The sequence below is a fragment of the Erwinia tracheiphila genome (genome assembly GCF_021365465.1).
GTDB lineage: Bacteria > Pseudomonadota > Gammaproteobacteria > Enterobacterales > Enterobacteriaceae > Erwinia > Erwinia tracheiphila.
This window is the reverse complement of sequence record NZ_CP089932.1, coordinates 1,517,434-1,536,822: the sequence shown is the minus strand read 5'-3', so window position 1 is coordinate 1,536,822 and position 19,389 is coordinate 1,517,434. Positions and strand designations below refer to the sequence as shown.

The 19,389-nt window shown below is 53.1% G+C and carries 20 protein-coding genes; 3 read left to right on the top strand and 17 right to left on the bottom strand.

From position 1 onward, the window contains the following. Positions 1 to 24: 24 nt before the first annotated feature. The 3 genes from LU633_RS08020 to LU633_RS08010 all read left to right on the top strand — a co-directional run bounded on the left by LU633_RS08020 (position 25) and on the right by LU633_RS08010 (position 2,128). Positions 25 to 606 (top strand): hypothetical protein, encoded by a 582-nt coding sequence (locus LU633_RS08020; protein ID WP_016191795.1) that lies wholly within the window; start codon positions 25 to 27, stop codon positions 604 to 606. A gap of 755 nt (positions 607 to 1,361) precedes the next feature. Next, the gene (locus LU633_RS08015) at positions 1,362 to 1,808 is read left to right on the top strand and encodes an STM2901 family protein (protein WP_016191794.1); all 447 of its coding nucleotides are present in this window, start codon (positions 1,362 to 1,364) and stop codon (positions 1,806 to 1,808) included. Continuing rightward, positions 1,802 to 2,128 carry a DUF1493 family protein gene (locus LU633_RS08010; protein ID WP_016191793.1) on the top strand — a complete coding sequence of 109 codons (327 nt, stop codon included), beginning with the start codon at positions 1,802 to 1,804 and terminating at the stop codon, positions 2,126 to 2,128. Before LU633_RS08015 ends, LU633_RS08010 begins: the two co-directional genes overlap by 7 nt. 29 nt (positions 2,129 to 2,157) lie before the next feature. Here LU633_RS08010 and LU633_RS08005 read toward each other — a convergent pair whose 3' ends face one another. From LU633_RS08005 to LU633_RS07925, 17 genes are all read right to left on the bottom strand, one after another. Beyond that, entirely contained in the window at positions 2,158 to 3,429 is a 1,272-nt protein-coding gene (locus tag LU633_RS08005; RefSeq protein ID WP_052734686.1) for a phage tailspike protein, read from the bottom strand. 560 nt (positions 3,430 to 3,989) lie between these two features. Further along, positions 3,990 to 6,179, bottom strand: coding sequence for a hypothetical protein (locus LU633_RS08000; protein ID WP_016191790.1), 2,190 nt, complete (start codon positions 6,177 to 6,179; stop codon positions 3,990 to 3,992). Continuing rightward, a complete protein-coding gene (locus LU633_RS07995) occupies positions 6,179 to 7,369 on the bottom strand; it encodes a phage DNA ejection protein (RefSeq protein WP_082103727.1) in 1,191 nt (396 codons plus the stop codon). The genes LU633_RS08000 and LU633_RS07995 overlap by 1 nt, the downstream gene beginning before the upstream one ends. Before the next feature lie 11 nt (positions 7,370 to 7,380). Then, the gene (locus tag LU633_RS07990) at positions 7,381 to 7,947 is read right to left on the bottom strand and encodes a hypothetical protein (RefSeq protein ID WP_016191788.1); all 567 of its coding nucleotides are present in this window, start codon (positions 7,945 to 7,947) and stop codon (positions 7,381 to 7,383) included. Beyond that, positions 7,931 to 8,320, bottom strand: a complete 390-nt coding sequence (locus tag LU633_RS07985; RefSeq protein ID WP_040465691.1) for a hypothetical protein — start codon at positions 8,318 to 8,320, stop codon at positions 7,931 to 7,933. The genes LU633_RS07990 and LU633_RS07985 overlap by 17 nt, the downstream gene beginning before the upstream one ends. A 2-nt stretch (positions 8,321 to 8,322) precedes the next feature. Further along, positions 8,323 to 8,814, bottom strand: coding sequence for a hypothetical protein (locus LU633_RS07980; protein WP_046371784.1), 492 nt, complete (start codon positions 8,812 to 8,814; stop codon positions 8,323 to 8,325). Continuing rightward, positions 8,807 to 10,582, bottom strand: a complete 1,776-nt coding sequence (locus LU633_RS07975; RefSeq protein WP_052734685.1) for a packaged DNA stabilization protein — start codon at positions 10,580 to 10,582, stop codon at positions 8,807 to 8,809. The genes LU633_RS07980 and LU633_RS07975 overlap by 8 nt, the downstream gene beginning before the upstream one ends. After that, on the bottom strand, positions 10,554 to 11,039 hold the full coding sequence (locus tag LU633_RS07970) for a packaged DNA stabilization gp4 family protein (protein ID WP_046371783.1): 486 nt from the start codon (positions 11,037 to 11,039) through the stop codon (positions 10,554 to 10,556). The genes LU633_RS07975 and LU633_RS07970 overlap by 29 nt, the downstream gene beginning before the upstream one ends. Further along, positions 11,023 to 11,295, bottom strand: coding sequence for a hypothetical protein (locus LU633_RS07965; RefSeq protein WP_046371782.1), 273 nt, complete (start codon positions 11,293 to 11,295; stop codon positions 11,023 to 11,025). Before LU633_RS07965 ends, LU633_RS07970 begins: the two co-directional genes overlap by 17 nt. A 41-nt stretch (positions 11,296 to 11,336) precedes the next feature. Continuing rightward, entirely contained in the window at positions 11,337 to 12,632 is a 1,296-nt protein-coding gene (locus LU633_RS07960) for a P22 phage major capsid protein family protein (RefSeq protein ID WP_046371781.1), read from the bottom strand. Positions 12,633 to 12,643: 11 nt separating this feature from the next. Further along, positions 12,644 to 13,552 (bottom strand): scaffolding protein, encoded by a 909-nt coding sequence (locus tag LU633_RS07955; protein ID WP_016193239.1) that lies wholly within the window; start codon positions 13,550 to 13,552, stop codon positions 12,644 to 12,646. 13 nt (positions 13,553 to 13,565) lie between these two features. After that, complete coding sequence (locus tag LU633_RS07950; RefSeq protein ID WP_072052774.1) at positions 13,566 to 15,680, bottom strand: portal protein; 2,115 nt, start codon at positions 15,678 to 15,680, stop codon at positions 13,566 to 13,568. After that, positions 15,680 to 17,203 (bottom strand): terminase large subunit, encoded by a 1,524-nt coding sequence (locus LU633_RS07945; RefSeq protein WP_046371780.1) that lies wholly within the window; start codon positions 17,201 to 17,203, stop codon positions 15,680 to 15,682. Before LU633_RS07945 ends, LU633_RS07950 begins: the two co-directional genes overlap by 1 nt. A gap of 202 nt (positions 17,204 to 17,405) precedes the next feature. Beyond that, the gene (locus LU633_RS07940) at positions 17,406 to 17,885 is read right to left on the bottom strand and encodes a DNA-packaging protein (protein WP_046371779.1); all 480 of its coding nucleotides are present in this window, start codon (positions 17,883 to 17,885) and stop codon (positions 17,406 to 17,408) included. A gap of 5 nt (positions 17,886 to 17,890) precedes the next feature. Then, complete coding sequence (locus LU633_RS07935; RefSeq protein ID WP_046372399.1) at positions 17,891 to 18,145, bottom strand: hypothetical protein; 255 nt, start codon at positions 18,143 to 18,145, stop codon at positions 17,891 to 17,893. A gap of 17 nt (positions 18,146 to 18,162) precedes the next feature. Then, complete coding sequence (locus LU633_RS07930) at positions 18,163 to 18,591, bottom strand: hypothetical protein (RefSeq protein WP_046372151.1); 429 nt, start codon at positions 18,589 to 18,591, stop codon at positions 18,163 to 18,165. Between the two features lie 9 nt (positions 18,592 to 18,600). Next, on the bottom strand, positions 18,601 to 19,350 hold the full coding sequence (locus tag LU633_RS07925; protein ID WP_233481544.1) for a hypothetical protein: 750 nt from the start codon (positions 19,348 to 19,350) through the stop codon (positions 18,601 to 18,603). Between the last annotated feature and the right edge of the window lie 39 nt (positions 19,351 to 19,389).

The window sequence follows — 19,389 nt, the reverse complement described above, 5'->3', positions numbered from 1 at the left end:
TTCCCGGTATCACAGGAAAGGATCATGCCACTTTTCATGGTCAGGCGATCTAAAAAGAAGCGATTCAATTTCCTAACCATGAACACAGGGAAAGATGTTGATAAGCTAAGCGGCATTATATCCCTGTCATATAGCGGTGAAAACGGTTCGTTTCGCCAACTTTTCACTTCCTCTCAGGAAAATGCTGTTTCAATATTCACTGCCTGCTTGCACCTGACCAAAAGTTCATCCCCACTCATTGTCAGTGCGTCGCAAATGAACGATACTGGGAGCAACAGGTTAATAACAGGTGGAGGCGACAACATGGAAAAGCGTTTAGCAGTGCTAGAAGCTGAAGTTTCGCACATCAAAACTGATATCACGGAGATCAAAGCCGACCAAAAAAACTTGATATCAGGTATGGCAGACATAAAAGCTGATGTAAAAGTACTCATCCAAAAAATTGTTGATATTGACGATAAAGTGGCAACAAAAGCCAGCGAGGACTTTGTCGAAAAGAAAGCCGGGCATATAAAAATTTGGATGCTTAGCTTACTACTTGTATCAATAGCAATGCCAATTATTTCCTTCCTTCTGAACTTGTATCTGGAAACCAAGTCTTCATAATCGAAAGGAGTATATGAATGTCTACACTAACTTTATTGTATAATGACGCAACGCTATTAAGAAAGTTAATGAACGATATTATTACAAAAGCATCCGAAAAAGAGCGAAAAGCCGCATAAAAATAATGACCCGGCCAGCGTGCCGGGTTTTTTGTGCCTTTGACATTTCGTGCTTAACCTAAGCTCAGCTTTGATGAGATATATCTATTACCCCATTAACCTGCATGGTGGCTGCACAGCTAAGAGCTATGCTGGAGTTCCCTTGTCTACCTTGTACGAATTCATGCCCGTGTAACGCGGGCTTTTTTGTACCTTAAGCCGGCAAGCCGGGCTTGATGGTTGGTTAAGCGTCTGGCGCAATCAAAAGCCTGTTGTTGCCGGTACTGCGTTCTGTTCTGCTGAATGCGGCGAGGATTACCATAAGTGTCAGCGAGAGAAAAAGCAGCGACTGGTGATTGAGTGAACTTGCACATTTTGCAATCAGTGCCAGGATTTAAAAGTCTGGATTAACCCCCGGTTGCACTTCTTTCCCGTCAGCGTTCCTAACCGCGAACTGGCGGGATTTTTTTGTTTGTAACAGCTTATTCCCAGTTAACTGAACGTACTGTGGCAGGTTTACACAGAACTTTACCCGAAATCGCTGCATGAAAAATTTGACGCGGGTTTAATTGACACGAAGTTAAAAAACTGAGCTTGTAATCTTCTGCATGTATGGCCTAGATTGTCCTGAATGCATTCAGAACAGGGACGAAAACGATGGATACTGTTGAAGAGCTCAACAACACTTATTTCTACAAAGGCGTGTGCAATCTTTCGGCGGGAGAATTATTTTTCTGGATTTTTCTTGATGCCGTAGACGAGCAACTAGGCGTAAATGATCTGGTGGCCGCCGCCAGTATTATTCTGGGGCAGCCCACCCGCCCAACAAGAGGTAAATTTGGCGGAGCAACTAAGGGAACGTCCCTTGCATCAGAAGCAGCTCGCCGTTATCTCAACATTGAACTGCCCTTTCGCCTGCCCACATTCACGAATGCGAGCCTCAGAACACTTCGGCCTAAGTTTGTAACTAATCTTGGCGCTTTTGTCGGTCGCGCCGTTCCCGTAGTTGGGTGGGTTATTGCATCCTCCGATGTAGCTACAATAGCATTCCATGCCACAGTGAACTACAACCGTATAGCCAGGGGGGATGATAAAATATGGTGACGGATAATGATGTCCTTGATTTTTTCCGGAAAGAATTACCCCTGGTGACGACACTGTCATTAAAGAAAATCCCGCTTAATAAGGACGACACTCTACAGGAATACGCGGAAGTCGAAGACCTGGCAGAAACCATCAATAAATACTCAGATAAGTATAACGTCGACGTATCCGCGCTAAACATTGAGAACTATTATCCCTGGTCGATCCCCTGGTTTTTCCGTAGCTGGTTCACGAAAGAACCGGTTAAACAAATCAAGAAACCACTTACAGTTACTATGTTCGCAGAGTCCGCCAAAGCAGGACGCTGGCTTTATGACTGATAGTGATACCGGGGTGCCCCTGGTAAGGGTCATACAACAACGTTGATCATCAGGTTCCGGGGTTCGCCACCGGGACCACGGACAATACCCTCAATAGCGCCATTCTTCACCGCAGCAATCAAATCCGTTGTGAGGTACTTAATTATGTGCTCATCCGGAAAGACATCTGAAACACTGATTTTTGCGGTTGATGTCGCGATTTCTACCAGCGTCTTCCCTCGCAGGTGCAGAACGCGGGAAAAGGCCATTGAAGGAATATCACCTGCAGGTGTATTTGCGCAGAGGTTCCAAGGACGCGCACTGCTGGCATCAGAAGTAACGGCCACACACCCCGTCAGTGAAACTGATGAGGTTAAGTCTCCACTGATTGTGCAGGCGCGTGTCTGGACCCAGCCGGTAACCTCTGACGGGTCATAGTTGTCCGGTATCGTGTCAATTATCACTCCACGAATATCCAGAACGCTACCACCTGAGCAATGGAACGTGAGGGGGCCAAATATCCGCGGGGCGTCATAATAAGCGATATGAGCTTTAATTGTTGGTCGGGCCAGGTCTGCCGCTGCCCAGCCGTAATAAGATGGCTGCGAGGGTGACAGGTCCGGCACCTTATTGCCGTCAATATAGGGATCATCGTAAGGCATAATCAGTCTGATACACCCTACTATCGATGTCTGAACATCAAGAATAAAAGTCTGGCCGGAATGAAGGTGTATGGTGTTGCTCTTGTTCGCAGGGGTTCGCGTAAGAGCCTCATTCAGGGTTTTAAGCGGTTTTTCTCGCGAACCGATATTATCATCACTGCCGTTAACGGTATCGACATACAGATTGAGCAAATCATCAGACGCTGACGTACCGTAGTAAAGCCCATCGTCGCGGATCTCCAGCAGATTGCCGCTATTCCCGGACAGTTTAACACCCAGCGGATCCGCCTCTGTTCCGTCGCCGTGCAGGGTCTGATCGTGAAACACTTTGAGCACATACGGGCCTGAGCAACGCGGAAAATAGAACGCCTGGGCATCGAACTGGTCATAAACAGCAATCGAATAATCCTGCGTCACTACCAGTTTAACCACCTGCCCGCTGATAACCGGGTAACCACCAGCATTGATGCTGATCGGCTGCGCTATAGGCGTCAGCGTGCCGTTCTCGCCCTCCTGGTAAACTGTTACGCGGTTTGTCTCAGCTGTAGGATCAGTATCCAGTTTGCCGACATAGATTTTACCGTTAAAAACGGTGCTGAACTGGCGCGGCATGGTGTAAAGTTCAACAGGGAGCGTGAGCGGTATGGCGTTATCGGTCATTTTAAGATCTCCTGAATAGCTACGCAGTAATAGCTATTATGCGTAGCTGTAGATATTTCCAGTTCAAAGGGATGTTGAATAATGAGCAAGTACTTAAGTCTTCTTCCATATGCTGTAGTTGGTTTTATCCTCACCAAATTTATACCTAATTGGTGGATGTATGGTCTTGCGATTACTTCACTAATACTGATATTCGGATGGCTGATTTTGTTCATATCCGATCACAGAGAACTAATGGCTTTATTGATTTACCCAATAACCATATCTTTTATAGTATTGATAATTACATTAGCGATTACAGTTTTTCAGTACGTGAAAATAGCCATTACTGATTCAACGATGCCGTCATTTGATATTTTCATGTTTTATTTTATTAAATCATTTGAATTCCCTCTAATTTTCTTAGGTACTGGAATTATTCTCACCTTTATAATATTACTCTTTGAGAAAATAGCTAACCATTTCAAAAGACTAAATTAAAATTATTACCATAAGTACTGTATGCAAGCGATTTTCTGTAACTACCTTACAAAAGGCTCAGTAGTAAAAGGGATTGAGCCTTAATTAGCCTGCAAGGCTTCCAGACCGCTCACTGATGTTACAATACCCATTCTCCGTATTGCCCTGATATCTTCAGGGCTGAATTCTTTATTGAGAATTGCCAGAGTTTTTGGATTACGTATAAGTCTTTTCTCCGCTGCATCGATAGCCGCTTTAGAACCGCCAGCTTTTAACGCATTTCCCCCCTCCTGAATGGCTTTTTCCACGATATATTTGACGCTTCTCTTTTCAATCGCTTTTTCAAGCAACTGACTTGCCAGGAATTTACTGCCTGCGACAGCAGCCCCACCAATGCCACCGGTTGCCACCGCTGCGCCACCAATCGCCAGATCCAAGCCCCTGTTTGCCGACGCCCTTAATACTGCTCCAGACATACCGCCCACGCCCTCCTCAAGTCTTTTAAGCGAAGGCATCGATCTGCCGGTCTGCTCCATTCGCTTCATGAAGCCGCTGGCATTTCGTGCCAGCGTTCCGTAGGCGGCCAGCAGATCGGCTTCCTGCGGCATATAGCGGCGAATTGCCGATATATTTTGCGGGGTCAAAATCTCGCTGAGGTCCTTCATACCCGCGCCCACTGAAGTGCCACCCCGCGGCCCTTTTTCAACAGCCCGACTAAGTGCAGATGCCAGCACAATACCGCGCTCTGACTCCGGCAGGGCAGAAACCAACTTGTGAATAGGGTTAACCCCCTTCTCCCCTGAACTTCGCAGAGCCGTATTCAGTTTGCTGACAAGCTGGTCATCATCAAGTGACTTACCGAAAGCGGCTTTAGCGTCTTTCTCCATCGCAAAGCGTTCTTTCGAAAGCGCGTTCGCCTTTTCCCAATCGTCGATAAAACCGTGTCTTTCGGCCATCCCCCGCATATCATCGGCCAGCGCGTTTCGCGCACCTGCCAGCTTTCGGGCTTCATTCATTCTACCGGCGCGGCGTGCGGCTTCCTCAGAATCACCAACACGAGAGCGCCACTCTTTCATCTGCTCGAAAGTCATGGGGCTTTCTGTGGTTTTATGCAGGCTTTTTAGTGTTGGATTGTCGAAGGTAGCTAGCGCCTTCTCAGCGCTGAGATGCGCCCGGACGTTGGCCGCTTTTTCTTTAGCCAGTGGGTTAGCAGCATTGCGCATATTGTCCCAGGCTGATCTTTCGGTCACCTTCAGGCTGTTTAAAGAATTTACAACCCGCTCACGGATGGCGGCGGTTTTCTCGGATGAACCACCCGCTTCCGCGCCCAGACGGTTCAGATCGTTTTTAAGGCTGTTTGTCACTGCGCTGACACCGCGCTCCTGTGCATCACGTGCCGGACCCGCAACAGACGACAGCACGCCTTCAACATCCTGTAATCCTGCATTACCGCTACGCTGGCCGGGAGACAGCGCACTGATATCAACGCCTGTTAATCTGGACGCCTCGTCAACGTCCGGGCTGACCTGATTAATGGCGCGATTGAGATCTTCACGTCCAGCCCTGCTTTTAGCGGCCTGTACGATCTCGTCATTGGTCGAAGGCAATGCACGCTCTGCCGGATTCAGGCGATTTCTCACGGCACCCGCAGCCTTTCCGAACAGCGGAGCAATTACACGGCCTGCTCCACTCGCAGCGGTTCCGATCGCCAGGTCTTTTGCCAGCCCATCGCTATTATCAGCACTGCTGTTTTGTGCCAGCGCACCGGGCACGTTTTCGGCTAACATATCTGCCGCTTTGGTTGCGAACCGTTCCGCACGTCCGGCACCGGCTACGGACCCCAGCGCGGCGGCCGTGCGCTCTGCCCCAACGCCGGGTATCAGGTAAGGCCCCATCTCCGCGCCAATTTTTGCATATTCATCTTTCGGCTGAAGAGCGTCAGGTAATGCGAAACGCTGCGCCGGGGTGTAAGTCCCGTCGCCTATGCCCAGCTTGCCACCTGCCCACACTGCAGCACTCTGAACCGCGTCGCCAATTTCAGGAATGATATTAGCCACATTCACAGCGGATTGAGCGAGCCCCTTACCCGCTTCCAGAAGTGGATTATCCGGCTGCTGCTGGCCGGGAGATGGATAGGCTGAATAAAAGGCCGCCTTCGCCTGCGCTGCCTGGTCACCCGCACGAGGAGCGACAACCTCGTTAAAGTACTGTTCCTGCGCTTCGCTTTTCTGAGCGGGTGAAAGTTGCTGGTATTGTGGCGACGCGATAACATCCTTCCATGCTTTAGCCATTATTCCCCCCACAATGAAGAATAAGCAGATTGCTGCTGGCCGCCCGCTGGTGAAGAACTTTCTTCATAAGTCGGTACATAGCCATTCAGCGCACCACCCGCTTTCTGTGCCAGGAAGCGTAGCTGTTTGCGCACGGCATCGGGCGAGCCGATAATACCGTTGTCTGTAACACGCAGTCCGGTTCCCAGCTGATAGGCGGCATCAAGTTCTTTATTCGAGGTGCTGCCTTTGAACGCCTTGAGGCGTTCGGAACCGATAAGGCCCTGTAACTGTTTTATCTTGCTGATTTTGTCAGCGCTGCTGTTACGAAACGTTCCGGCCAGCCACCCTTTCTCACGTGTGTTAACGGTCCCGACAATACGATCTAAATCGGGATCGTCTGCCAGTTCCTGCGCCAGCTGCTGCGCCTGATACAGGTCATTTTTAGCCGCTGTGACCTGCGTCTGACGCTGTTCAATCTCCTGCTTATTAGCATCAATTTTTTGCTGCGCGGCCTGCAGTTTGAGGTCATTATCAGCCGCTTTATACTGGTTCTCCAGTTGCCTTTGTTGGTAGTTCAGCTTTTTCAACTGCATATCGTCCGCATGGAACTGCGCCGCCTGGTTCAGACCGGCCCAGCCGCGCGCGTCCGCCAGATTCTGCCCACGAGCTGTTAGCCCCTCGTTAGCTCTGTGGCTACGTGATGTCTCCGCTCGGGTCTCACGATTACCCTGCTCAGCGTAATAGTCCTTCACGCCCAGCGCGCCCATGCCTACCGTATCGATAATATGCTGCGTGCCGCGCGGGTCCTGCTGATACTGTTTAAATAGGTCCTCCGGCGTGCTGCCGACGCTCTGCAGCGTCGCGCGATGTTGCGCAGCTGCCTGGGCGAACGCCGCCGGATTGCCGCTGGCCGCCGCTATGCGTAAATCGCGGGCAGCATTGCCCAGCGCCATGCGGTGATTGTCGTCGCGAAAGCCAATCGCCTTCTGCACCGTCTCCATCTGCTGAGGATATTTCGCTACGATAGCATCCAGCGCAGCCGGATCTCCCGACGCATAAGCTGTTTGCCAGTCACGCTGGAACTGCTGCTGGGCCTTTTGCTGCTCAGCCTGGGCTTTCTGCTGTTGCACCTGCTGATACATCCCGGCTCCCTGTAGCCCCTGCAAAAAACCGTTCCCGGACGTGTAGTCGATTGGTTGAAAATCCATGCTGCCGCCTCCTAAAACAATCCCGCAAGAAAGCCGATCCCCTGCGTCAGTGCCTGCCCATTTGCCAGCGAATTACCCGCCTTGGCCGCGCCAATCTGATTGACGTTGTTGCTGTATGCGTTTGCGTAGTTGTTACCGCTGGTATTCATGACGTTTGCGGCATTCATGCCGATGCCGGTCAGACCGGTCAGGTTGTTGTACTGGCTGCTCAGATACTGCTGGCCGAGCTGCGGCGCGATCGATGCCAGCGCATTGCTGGTTGCCGTGGAGCCCAGCCCGCCGGTTGCCTCGGCGCTAGCCAGCTGCTGATATCGTGCCTGATTTGCGAGGCCTGAATACTCAGACGAGTTGTAATAGTCCGCCAGCGTGCCACTGCGGTTATTGACCAGATTTTGCAGTCCGGTTAGCGCAGTACTGCCTGCATTGTAATACGGCGTCATGCGCTGAACCTGGTCGTTATAAATTTGCTGCGCCATCGCGTTTGACTGATTCGCCGCGCTGGTTGTGGCGCTGGCCGCCGCATTCGCACCGGTCACACTGCCTATCACATTGCCGACCGCCTTACCAATTCCGCCCATTATTTTTCCCCTTTATCATCAGAACTACCTCGCCAGTGGAGCCGTCTAAAAACTCCATCAGCACAGTTTTTTCGTAAGCGAAGCCGAATTTTTTCGCGAGATTACAGACATGGCGCGACGTCGCAAGAATCGGCGCACGCACCTCCCTGTCGCCAATCCGCACGAGTACGTCGCGCACCGCGTCGCGACACCGCCAGCGCTGGCCTGATTGCATCGCCATGTGAATTTCGACGTAATCGCCATGGTCCGGCAGCGCGAACACGCCGCAATCGCACCAGAGATAATAATCAGTGTCGTAATCCGGCCAGCTCTCCAGCCCCCACGCGCGAAATAATGCCTGCCCTGTGAGAGCATCAATTTTTTGAAGGTTCATGTTTAGTCGATTAAGCCGTGGGCGCGCAGCGCGTCCTCTAAAGCCTTGATGCGCTGGCGGGCCTCTTTCAGGCCACCGGGTGCTGAGTCGGGATCGAAATCAGCGTCGGCGTTGAACGCCCCGCTGCTGGCGCTGCCGGTTGCGGGAGTAAAACCGGTCACGCGGCCACCGACGACCTGAATGCCGTTAACCGTGAAGGATGTCGCACCGAGGGAGCCGCCAACGCTCTGCGCATCGGTGGCGCTTTTTGACACGTAATCACCGTTAATTTGCTTCAGCGCCTCACCCTGGCTGGCAATAGTCTTGTCCTGCTCTTCGTTCTGCTCCTGTGCCGTGTTGGCATCCCGGCCAGCTGAATTGGCCTTGTTCGCAATATTCACCATGCTGTTGCTCTGCTGCAGGACATACAGCTGATATGCCCGGGAGAAATTGGAAGGGAGCATTTGCGCATTGATTGGTGTGGGGAGTACCTGCACATCATCATTTTTAGCCATAACCCGCCCTTAACTGACAGTAAGCCAGCGCGGCTGGCGTACTGGTGACAAAGCGCAGGCGAAATCCGATGTTTTTACGACACCGACCGATCCTGCGCCAGATGATCCGCTGGTCGTAGCGGTAGAGGCTGTTGGAGGTGATTAACTGCTCACGCCCGTAATTACTGCCGTCCGTCGTCACCGAGATAAAGCAGCGCTCTGCTTCCAGCGCCAGCCCTGCGGCGGATTCAATCTCAAAGTCAAACAGCAGGGAGTTGTCCGCTTTCGCCAGCGGGGTATAAAGGACCAGCTCAGCGGCTTCGTCATATTGAGACGCGAGCGCAGGATCCAGTCTGCCGGTTACGCCCTCATTTTTGTCGCCCAGCGTGACGGCTGACCCGTCCCACATCAGATCAATCCCACGGTAAACAGCGTCATACAGGCCACTTTTCAGAATGCACCATTGCGGCCCGTCACCCGAGGCACTCCCATCGAAGCAGAGCGTATGCCGGGGCAGGTGCACGATCAGCAGTTCGTGGCCGTCAAATCTGACCGACTCCAGCACGCCGGACGCCAGTTCGTCAGCGCTGTAACCGCTTATCAGTTTTTCGACGGTCGGCGTTGCAATCGCTTTTTTGCTGCCACTGTCGATGAGGTACACGGACGGTGCGCCTGTAGCCGGGTGACTGAGCACAGCGAACGAATCGCCGTAATGGCATTTACAGTAAGTCCCTGCGATGCCGGTATTCACCATCAGCGACGGCTGTGCAATGTAAACCGCATCGCTGGTGCTGGAACTGCCGGACAGCGAGAAATATTCTGTCGTGGCCGAGCCGAAACAAACCACCATATCCCGCCAGCTGCCCACCCCCTGAATGCCGTCTGGCATTGACTCAGCCCGGTAAAATGGTCGGTACTGGTCCGGGTGTGTTTCGTCCTCAAGATCCGTTATGCCGAAGGTGTCCGTACCATCTTTGACCCAGATATAGCGGCTCCGGTTGTGGCAGATATCGCGGACGGTCCCGATCTCATACTGCGCATAATCGAGCGAAATCTCGTTAACGGTCAGATCGACAGACACCGCCGTAGCGTCAGTGCCGCCGCCGTTAAATGTCCAGCTCAGGGTAACAATGCTGCCGCTGGTTTTGCTGCCGGTTACCAACACCTCAGAAAGCCATGGGCCGCTTTCAGGCTTTTCCTGAGTCTGTTCGCTGCCCCACTGGCTTTCTGTGACTGTCAGCGCCTCGCCGGTAGTGCCGTCTGATTTTGTTGGCGTAAGCGTGATCGTTATTTTACCGTCCTGCGACTCTGCCGGGACATAAAACGCATCGCTGCCGCTGGCGGTGTGCGTCCACGCGCTGAGCGTTTTCTCGTAACCCTCCTGTGATATGACCGTTTCCGGCCAGTTATCGAGCGCTGTAAGCGTCTTATCATCGTAGCTGTAAAGCAGCAACTGGCCGTCAGCCGCCACGCCCTGGCTGCTGTAGCTGTGTGCCATGCTGACCCGCCCGCTGCCGGGTATGGTGACTTCAAGATCGGAGCCGCTGGCGTACAGCTTCGCACCGGCCACGCGAAACAGCTCACTTTGTTTTGTATTGTACTCCGCGCCGCGGGAAGTGCCGTCCACCTCCGCAGCTTTCGCTATGCCAGGAAACGAGCGCATGTAACCCGCAGCGTTCAGCACCGGTTGCGGCACGGCCAGCATATTTACGGGCAGGAGATCGACGTAGTCAGCGATAAACGGGTTCTTCCCTTTACCCTTAATTATCGGAAGCTGGATCATCGGCATGGTGTCGTTTCCTGTGAAAATATCGCGATGTGTGACGGTTACCGCTGCCGGTTGGCATCCGGTTGGGATAACTGAGATGAGGCGTTCGCCGCTTCGCCAGCCACTTGACGATCCGCTCTTTGCCATAACTGCCTTTGGCAACCAGTCCGGCGGGAGCCTCCTGTCCGTAGTCAGCCAGCATGCGAATTGCCAGACAAACCAGCACGGCGTTGATGCAAAAATCAGGCAGGTTGTGGACATCCTCCGGTAATGGTGATGCACCGCTTTCCGAAAAGGCATACCCCACATCAATACCGCGCCGTTCGTCATCCATAAGCCATTCGGACATCATCAGATCGAGGTCGTCGAGGCCATCTTCCAGCGACTGAGGGTCAACATCCGTCAGCGTGGCATTGCTGGCGAGCGACGCCTTACGCAGTGCTGCCAGCACAATATCGCCCTTAGTCGTCAGTCTCATCGGCGGCCGCCTTTGGTTTACGTCCGCGTTTTTTTGGCGTCTCGTCCTCCGATTCGCCAATCAGATCATCGCCATCCGTTTCGGTTTCTTCCTGCTCCTGCTCCTGTTCTGGCAGAGGTTCAAGTAGTTTTGACGGATGATCAAGCCAGCCCTCCGCCAGATATTTCGCTAAATCCTCGCGCCCGATTACCTTCACGTGCGCCGTGGTGTTCCAGACCCGGGTTTTACCGCCAGCTTTATAAATCATCGTTTTCATGAAATTACCTCATTTAAAAAGGGGCCAAAGCCCCTCAGTTGTTACGCTGCCTGATTAGCCAGGCCCACGCCGATCGATTCCGGACGGGTCGCATTGACCGAGTACCACAGCGCAATACGGCATTTGCCCGCCAGCGTGCTGATATCTCCCTGGGTGGCAAAAATGCCGTTCAGGCCAACGTCAGGGATGCTGAATGATTTGGTCTTCATGCCGGAGAAAAGCTCGTGGGTGGTCGGGATCGGCTGCGAGACAATGCGGATACTGTCGTTTGACCAGAACACATTGGTTGTCGCATCTGCCACGTTCAGGATATTCACCGCCATTGCGTTAGCCAGACCGGTATTAACGTTCGCATAGGCCCTCTGTGCTGCGGAGAGGCTGGCGTCATCCAGTGCAATCGGCTTAGGCGTGATCTCAACGGTGTTCTCGTCCAGAACGCGAACAACTGAAAACGTCGCGTCGTCCGTCAGCACGTTTTTCGCCATCTGCGCGAGGTATTTCACGCCCGCAAAGCTGATTTTGTCACCGCGCTTAAGGCCGGTTGTCGCCGACAGCTTCACCTGTGCGAAACGGTTATCGACGTTCTCGCGTTCACCATCGGCATCTTCAACCCATGCCAGCGGCTTAAACGACTGGGTGCCGGAAACCGTGAGGCCCGACGCGCCGGACGCTTTGAGCACAGGCATTTTTGGCGAACGCAGCACATCATCAAAACCCGCAACCTGTTTCTGGATAGTGCCTTTTTTATAGGCGTCCTCCGTCATGCGGCCATAAATATCGCGCCCCACCAGGTCATAGCCCGCCTTCTTGTAATCCTTAACGTTAAAGAAGTAGCTCAGGCCGCGGTTGCGGCTCAGTTCGCGGGCAAACATGATCGCCTCAGCGTCGGCGACAAAATCCCAGCCGCCGCCAGGCTTGTTGCTGATGTCCTCCGGATTGGTAACGACCAGCGAGCCCATATCGGCGGACACCTGAGCGATTTTCTGCTCAACGTTGTTAGCCAGCTTCTCAGCCGCGGCTTTGATGCGGCGGCGATAGCTGGTTTCATCCCGCAGGTCATCCGCCCGCAGCGAGAAGAAATCATTATCCGGTACGCCCATATTCACCTTGACCGCCAGCTCAAGCAGATCCGTCTCCTTGCCGGTCAGGTCCCAACCCTCCTGGGTCGGAGATTCCATTTGCAGCGGCATCCAGTGGGTGTTATTGCTGCGCTGCATATCGCCAGCAGGCGGCGTGTAAACTTCAGCTTTCTGCGCCATTGGTGTGAGATTTGTGATTGTCTCGATCACCTCATCGACACCGTATGACACGATTTGACCTTCGTTTAATGAAGCCATTATTTTGATCCTTAAGAGAGTAATTTTTTAATTTTGCGGTAGGTTTCAACGTCGCCTTTAGTTGCCGCTGCATTCATCTGCTTTTGCAGCACATCGCGATTTGCCGCCGCAACGTCACCGCTTACGGGCTCGTCAACGGGTGGCGCTTTTGACACCTCTTTACCGCGTGGCTTAATCGTCAGGCGCTCTGACAGGCGCGTCAGCTCAATCAGGGCCTGTTGTGAGCTCATTGTCAGCAATCCGCGCAGCTTTTCCGGGTTTGCACCCAGGTGGTAGAACATCGCCGCCGATTTTTCAGGGAAGAGGCTCATGATCTCCGCATCCAGTCCGGGGGGGAGGATGCTTCTCACGACATCTTCTTTTTCTTCAAAATCTGGCAGGTTCAGCTTCTCAGCGGCGTCATAGTGCGCTTTCGCCGCTGCTGCGAATTGTGACGACTGGCGGGTAAACTCCTGCGTTTTACGGCCCTGTTCAGCAACGGCGTTACTTCTCGCGTCCTGGGCTTTCAGCATCCACTCGTTCTGGGCTGCCTGAAAAGCGGCCATGGCGCGGTTAGTATCGAAGCCGTATTTTTCCAGCGCCGTATCTGACAGAAAGTCATTAAAATCAGGCTGGGATGGCAGCTCAGGTGTTACCCGCAGATTCTCCGGCACCTCACCACGCGTAACCGCTTCCGCTGCCTGCTCCAGTTCGCGCTGACGCTTGCGGGCAATGCGGCGTGCTGCAAACTTTGCATTCTCGTTTGCGGGGGTGTCCGGGTTGGCTGGTTCCTCGTCATTCAGAACAATGTCAAAGCCCTGTTCGCCCTGATCCTCTGGCTGATTTTCCGCTACTCCGGTCTGGACCTGCGGCTGTGCATTTTCCTGATCTGCGGACAGGGTTGATTCTTCAGTTACCTGAATGTCGGTGGTATCACTCATGTTTTTTTACTCTCTACATGGATTGAGGGAACTCGCCCGAAGGCGGAAATTGACCCGGCACCTGGCCGGTGGGTATGGATTGCTGTTGCCGGGTGGCAACCTCGTGCATCAGTTTCAGCGCTTCAATCACCGCTTTGCTGTCTATGTTTCGGGCTTGTGCCAGCTTATAAATAGTGTCAGCCTGTGAGCGCTGCGCGTCCTGCTGCGCGGTAAATGCTTTAATTTCGGTCTGCGCCGTCTCGTTCTGCGCTCTGGCAGCTTCAGCCTGCGCGGCGATCATCTGCGCCTGTGCGAGAACCATATTCGGATCCTGCTGGCCCTGTTGTGCCTGCTGAGCTTCCTGCAGCCAGCGTTCCTCTTCCGGCGTCTCCGGTTTTTTCAGACCCTGAACTACCAGCTGTTTCGTTGCGTAATCGCGGGTGATCTCGATGCCTTTACCGTCCAGCAGCGCCAGATATTGCAGCAACAGTACGTTCCAGACCTGATGCTCTGCCGGGACCGTTTTCAATAGCTCCTGAATCTCAGCCCGGTTCTGGTCCTTCATGCTCTGGAATGACGGCCCCGCGTCGGTGTAGCACTCATAGCGCCCGCGAATATCATTGAGCACCACCACACGCCCGGACTGATAATCAACGGCCTGTGACAGGGTCTGCACCTCGTTTTCGCTGCCGTCCTCAGCCGTTGTCAGCACGGTGCGCGGCACATCGTAGATGTCATTGACCATCGCCTGGTAAATTTCACCGTCGCGGCGCATGGCGGTAGCCAGGTTATCCATGAAAACGAAGGTTTCCAGGTCGGCGCGCTGGTTCAGCTGGTTCACCGTATCAAAGGCCACCTGGTTACCATTTACCTCCTGGCCATCCACGCCCGGATCTGCAACCTCTTTCACCGCCGCGGTGGCCGCCTCCAGCATGTAGGCGTTTGCCTGTGGCACTTCCGGATTATCCATATATGAAATGGGCCGCGCCGGAAGCTGGGCGTTCTGCTCGTCGGTACGATTCATCAGGTAATAAGGGAAATCGTCATCCCCGCTGTACATGTACTCGTAGCCCTCAATCTGCTCCGGCCAGAATATGGGCTTTTTCTTCGGTGTGCGGGCCACGATGTCGGCGTTGAACGACATGATCATGTTGCGCAGGCGCTGGCCGTCTTTCGTCAGCCGGACAATCCCCTCGTACACCTCCACATCGTCAACAAAGCCCCACTCCCCGAAGACCGGCACAATCGGCAGGTGCTCACCGGCTATCAGCTCCCGGTTTTTCAGTACGGCAGTGTTTGAGAGAATGGTCTTATACACCCTGCGGCGGGTGACTTTGCGCTCTGCGACCTTCTCCATGCCCTGCTCAGCCAGCTCATCGATCACGTCTTTAATATCGCGCTTGTAATAGCTGACGGGCTCGCCGCTCAGCGGGTCCTGATAAATGAATACCGTCTCTTTCTTTTCCTCGACCTCGTAATATTCAGCGATAAATACGGTATCGCTGGTCTGCCAGCTGAACAGCAGATCATTGGGAGACGTGAAAGTCGGCAGCTCGTCGGCATCAAGCCCGTACTTTTTCGCGAATGACTTCCAGCCTGATTTGCTGAGGGCGTTAATCACGGTCACATGCCGCGCGTCGGATTTATCCAGCTGCTTGCTGTTCGCATCCCAGATAACGTGGGAGCATGCGCCGTGTATCGGCACGCGACGAATAATCTGGTTGTTGCTGGTCGGGTCCTGATCTTCATGTTCCGTAACCAGACGCCAGGCCCCCACCCCCGCCTCGATTTGCTCGCGAACAGCAATGTTTACAGAGGTTCGGGCAGTGTTATGCCGCATGTCGGTACGGTACATGCCCATCAGGACGTCAGCGGCATCCGGATCGGCACCGTCTTTTGGCCGGTAACGCACATCAACAGGATTCTGGCGCATTTCTGCCACCAGTTTACGAACCACCGGCCGCACAACGTCAAACTGTCCGCGATACTGCAGCGTGGTGTACTGGCTGAGCCAGTCATCCCAATGGCTGACGCGGGAGAAAAACAGGTCGTTACGGGCTTCGGTCCTCGCATCCTCGCTGGCGGTCCAGTCGCTGTCAAACTGGCGGAGAATATCGTCCAGCCGTGAGTTTTTGTCTTCGTCGGCCATTATCTTCCTCGCTGTATCGGCCGGATGGGTGCCGGTATTTTTTTGGTTTTGGGTTTAAACAGATCGCGCTGCATTCTCGCGCTACGCCGCATCATGTACGCATAGCGGACGGCGGAAAGGATATCGTCGTTGAGTTTCACGATCTTGCCGTTCTCGTCCCTGTGATAGAGCCGGAACTCTTCGAAGAAGGGTTCACAGGTGTTAAACACCCTGAAGCGCCCCTCGGTCATCAGGTCGCGCAGTTCGGTAACCCCCGGTTCAACCGCGTTCCCGCCGTCCGGCCAGGTGGCATGCTCAGGCAGCATCTGAAAACCCGCCTCGACGTATTTCGCTTTGAGCTCTTCACCGCCCCCCTTCTCATGCTGATAGCCGTCATGCGGCCAGGCTGTGGGAATGCCCTTACTCCAGGCCTTCACCGCGCCCCATGCCTGTACGGCTGTGTTCTCGCGTTTCTTCCAGACCCTCGCCAGATAAAAAATATCAGCGTCCTTGTCCCACCAGAGCTGGATATGAGCCTGCGGGTGATCCCATCCGAAGTCCTGCCCGTTAATAACGTAAAAATGTTCCGGGCATTCGAACGGCTGACACTTGATCGTCTCTTCGGTGATCTGGAATATGCGACCACTGCCCATGGTCGGTATGCCGCGGGCGCGGGCTTCGCGTTCATGCTCAGGATACGAAGCAATGATCTGCTCGCGCCGTTCGTCGCTGTAGTGCTCAGCATCGTAGATCGTCATCGAGACGACTTTCTGCGCCTTGCTGGGGTTCTTCAGAAACTTGGTTACAACGTCTGACATCCCCATCAGCGGAGTGAATGTCAGAATCGAGAACTGACCGTATTTGTTGGTACGCGTCAGCCCTTCGGAATAAATTGCATAAGGCGGTTCTTCATCGAACCAAACGCCGTGAACGGTATCAGCCTGCCAGCGGGCGCGGCCCTGGGAGTAAGGCTTGAAGTAAACCAGGCTCGCGCCGTCTTCAACGCCATCTGCGTTGTGATGCTTCACCAGCACGCGGTCGATCAGACCGGGGAAAAATGGCGATTTAACATAGCTGATAATGTCGTCTTTGGGGATGGAACCGTACCCGGGTTCGTTGCCCTCATCAATACGCCCGCACAGTATTCGCTGCGTCGATTTGGTCACAGTCTCATTAGTTTCACCGCCCACCCAGAAGACAACTGGCTCGCAGAACCTGCGCCCTTCCCACCCCCCCTGGTAAGCACCGTCAGCGGGGTAACCTTTTGTGCCAGGGTAACGGCCGGTCAGATGGAAAGCCACTTCCGCGCCGCCGGTCAGCGTTTTGCCCAGCTGGTTACCGGCCATGAAGCAGCGCTCGGTAAACTCGCTGCCCGCATCCATGAATTCACGCTGTTTAACGTATGGGGAGTAGTCGAAGAGGCGGTGAGTGTTCCGGTATTCGTCTTCAGCTTCCAGCAGAGCGAGAAGTTCGGCCTGCTCGTCATCACTGAGACAATCAATCACAGTTTCGTTAATTTCGGGATTTTGACCACTTTTTAACATAATGACTCTTAAGCGCCCTGGCGAAACAGCACTCGTCGCAATTAATGGGTGAAAGGCTTATTTGTCGGTGAATAAATGGATATTTCGCTGAAAATGCACTGCATAAACATTGCATAAAATAGGAGCAAAAATGCATAGGGTTAAAACGTCCTGAAACGTCTGTTTTCCCATGTTTTCTGAATTTTCGACAGAACGCCTTAAATCACTTTTCTGCCACCTTGTTCAGCAGTTCCTTTATGCGATTAATCCGGGTCGGGCGATCATGAACCGGTGTCACATCTTCAATTTGCTGCTGGTCTTTCAGGCCCAGGTCACGGGCAATGATATTGGCGTTGAGCAGGTCAGCCGCAGCGCCAGAGAATTTTTGATCGTAGATCACCTGCTCTGCTCGCGTAACGACTTCAGATAAGTCTTCTCTCGCTCTGTACTGTCGCCATGTTTCAAGCGTCACATCAAGGAAGAGTGTTAATCCGGTTAAGGTCATTGCCCGCAGCTTGGGTATAGCCTCCTGTTTAACCTCTCCCTGATACGCGAACGCCTTCATTTCCCACAATGGATTAGCTTCAACCCACTCGAAATATTCACAACATGCCCGCCACAGCGCCTCAGGTGTTTCGAATTTCGGGTTTCGCCCGTGACTGCTGCGGGCCTCCCAGAATCGGTTACCCTTTGGTGCTGCCATCTTGATTACTCCTTGCCTGCATCGTTAACGCCATCATCAATAACGATTTCGCTGTTAATACTGTTATTGGCCGCCGTGTGCAGCCACAAATAACCTGCGCTTGTGTTCAGAAATTCAGAAATGATTAACGCGTCCTTATTGCTGGCGGGAGCGGACGCACTTGATGAAACAAAAACCTTTCCGGAAATAACCTGTAGGACACCATCGCCTGTAGGGTATTTTTGCCAGCTATTGCCAATGGCGTAACGCTTAGTAGCCATTACTCCCCCGTTAATCTTTATGTTGCGGTAATAGTGAGCACTGAAACCAGACCATTCCAGCGGCATGTTATTAATACCTTGCCAGCCCTGAGCAAACCGAAAATCGTCTGGCCGCTGGCTGATGGCGTTTTATATGTCGCTATTGAAGGATCGGATACTGTCCATTCGACTGTGCTGTCCAGCCTGCCGTGGCTTGTGTCGCCATCAATATCACGAAGGAATACGCCAATATAGATCGATCCGCGCGGAGCTGTAGCATTCGGCATTGCGTACTGGGTGTTACTCAATTTCTGCACAGACCATATCGATGAGGGGTCTGTGTAAGTGTCGTTCTGAATAAAAATGTATTGCGTCACTTTCGGCTGCCGGTCACCCATTGCCAGCGCACCCGGTACAGAAATACCGCCAGCAGCGTTTATTGAAGGAGCGCCGGATATATTCATCATGTCGCCTCACTATGCCTGCGCCCGTTGATACCAGTATTCAAATGCATAATTAGGTTCAGAGCCACCGTCGCCAGACGTTACGCTAAGCGGCTTCATCGCTTTTGTCTTCAAATTGCAAAGCTGTGTCGCAGCCCCATATACAAAGAGGTAAATTTCAACCGACGGGGACGACGACGGGGACGACGTTGCCGACGCAAGCTGGTTGGTGATAATCACGAACGGAAGCGCGTTCCCGTCCGCGTCACATGGAATACCTGGTGTGTGATAGATATTCGCGCTGGCGATAACGCTGTTGCCCTTTTGGGCGGCTACGCATGAAACAGTAGTTTTCCAGTAGAGGGTTGTCCCAAATTTACCATGCGCACTGGAAGCGGACGGATCGTCCGGGTAGCCCACAGTTAGATTGCCAGTCGAGGTACTTCTGGCCCAGGCCGCCGCATCCTTACCATCTTTGCCGTCAGATCCCCGCGGAACAGCAGAGTAAGTGCTTTCGAACGATGCGGCTGGGATGTAAAGGTCCTGATTATCTGAATCGCGAACAAGATAACCGCCGACTTCCGGCGAGAAGATTGTCACGAACATCTGAGGCTCATATATCGCGTTGTAATCACCATCCGGCACAATGGTGATTGAGCCATCGGTATGCGGCAGGATGCTGGAGATTTTAACGGCGATCACGTTTTCCACGCCGTCAGTGTAGACCGGCCACGGGTTGAAAATGTTCGTCATGGGCCATTGGGTGGCCGGAGATTGAGCCATGATTTAACTCGCTATATTGTGAATGAAAAAAAGCCCCGC

Coding starts and splice junctions, on each gene's coding strand:
- LU633_RS07925 (WP_233481544.1), bottom strand. CDS start 19,350: ATGGCTCAATCTCCGGCCACCCAATGGCCCATGACGAACATTTTCAAC.
- LU633_RS07965 (WP_046371782.1), bottom strand. CDS start 11,295: ATGAAAACGATGATTTATAAAGCTGGCGGTAAAACCCGGGTCTGGAAC.
- LU633_RS07980 (WP_046371784.1), bottom strand. CDS start 8,814: ATGGCTAAAAATGATGATGTGCAGGTACTCCCCACACCAATCAATGCG.
- LU633_RS07960 (WP_046371781.1), bottom strand. CDS start 12,632: ATGGCTTCATTAAACGAAGGTCAAATCGTGTCATACGGTGTCGATGAG.
- LU633_RS07975 (WP_052734685.1), bottom strand. CDS start 10,582: ATGCCGATGATCCAGCTTCCGATAATTAAGGGTAAAGGGAAGAACCCG.
- LU633_RS08005 (WP_052734686.1), bottom strand. CDS start 3,429: ATGACCGATAACGCCATACCGCTCACGCTCCCTGTTGAACTTTACACC.
- LU633_RS07935 (WP_046372399.1), bottom strand. CDS start 18,145: ATGGCTACTAAGCGTTACGCCATTGGCAATAGCTGGCAAAAATACCCT.
- LU633_RS07950 (WP_072052774.1), bottom strand. CDS start 15,680: ATGGCCGACGAAGACAAAAACTCACGGCTGGACGATATTCTCCGCCAG.
- LU633_RS07990 (WP_016191788.1), bottom strand. CDS start 7,947: ATGGGCGGAATTGGTAAGGCGGTCGGCAATGTGATAGGCAGTGTGACC.
- LU633_RS07930 (WP_046372151.1), bottom strand. CDS start 18,591: ATGATGAATATATCCGGCGCTCCTTCAATAAACGCTGCTGGCGGTATT.
- LU633_RS07970 (WP_046371783.1), bottom strand. CDS start 11,039: ATGAGACTGACGACTAAGGGCGATATTGTGCTGGCAGCACTGCGTAAG.
- LU633_RS07955 (WP_016193239.1), bottom strand. CDS start 13,552: ATGAGTGATACCACCGACATTCAGGTAACTGAAGAATCAACCCTGTCC.
- LU633_RS08010 (WP_016191793.1), top strand. CDS start 1,802: ATGGTGACGGATAATGATGTCCTTGATTTTTTCCGGAAAGAATTACCC.
- LU633_RS08000 (WP_016191790.1), bottom strand. CDS start 6,179: ATGGCTAAAGCATGGAAGGATGTTATCGCGTCGCCACAATACCAGCAA.
- LU633_RS08015 (WP_016191794.1), top strand. CDS start 1,362: ATGGATACTGTTGAAGAGCTCAACAACACTTATTTCTACAAAGGCGTG.
- LU633_RS08020 (WP_016191795.1), top strand. CDS start 25: ATGCCACTTTTCATGGTCAGGCGATCTAAAAAGAAGCGATTCAATTTC.
- LU633_RS07940 (WP_046371779.1), bottom strand. CDS start 17,885: ATGGCAGCACCAAAGGGTAACCGATTCTGGGAGGCCCGCAGCAGTCAC.
- LU633_RS07985 (WP_040465691.1), bottom strand. CDS start 8,320: ATGAACCTTCAAAAAATTGATGCTCTCACAGGGCAGGCATTATTTCGC.
- LU633_RS07995 (WP_082103727.1), bottom strand. CDS start 7,369: ATGGATTTTCAACCAATCGACTACACGTCCGGGAACGGTTTTTTGCAG.
- LU633_RS07945 (WP_046371780.1), bottom strand. CDS start 17,203: ATGTTAAAAAGTGGTCAAAATCCCGAAATTAACGAAACTGTGATTGAT.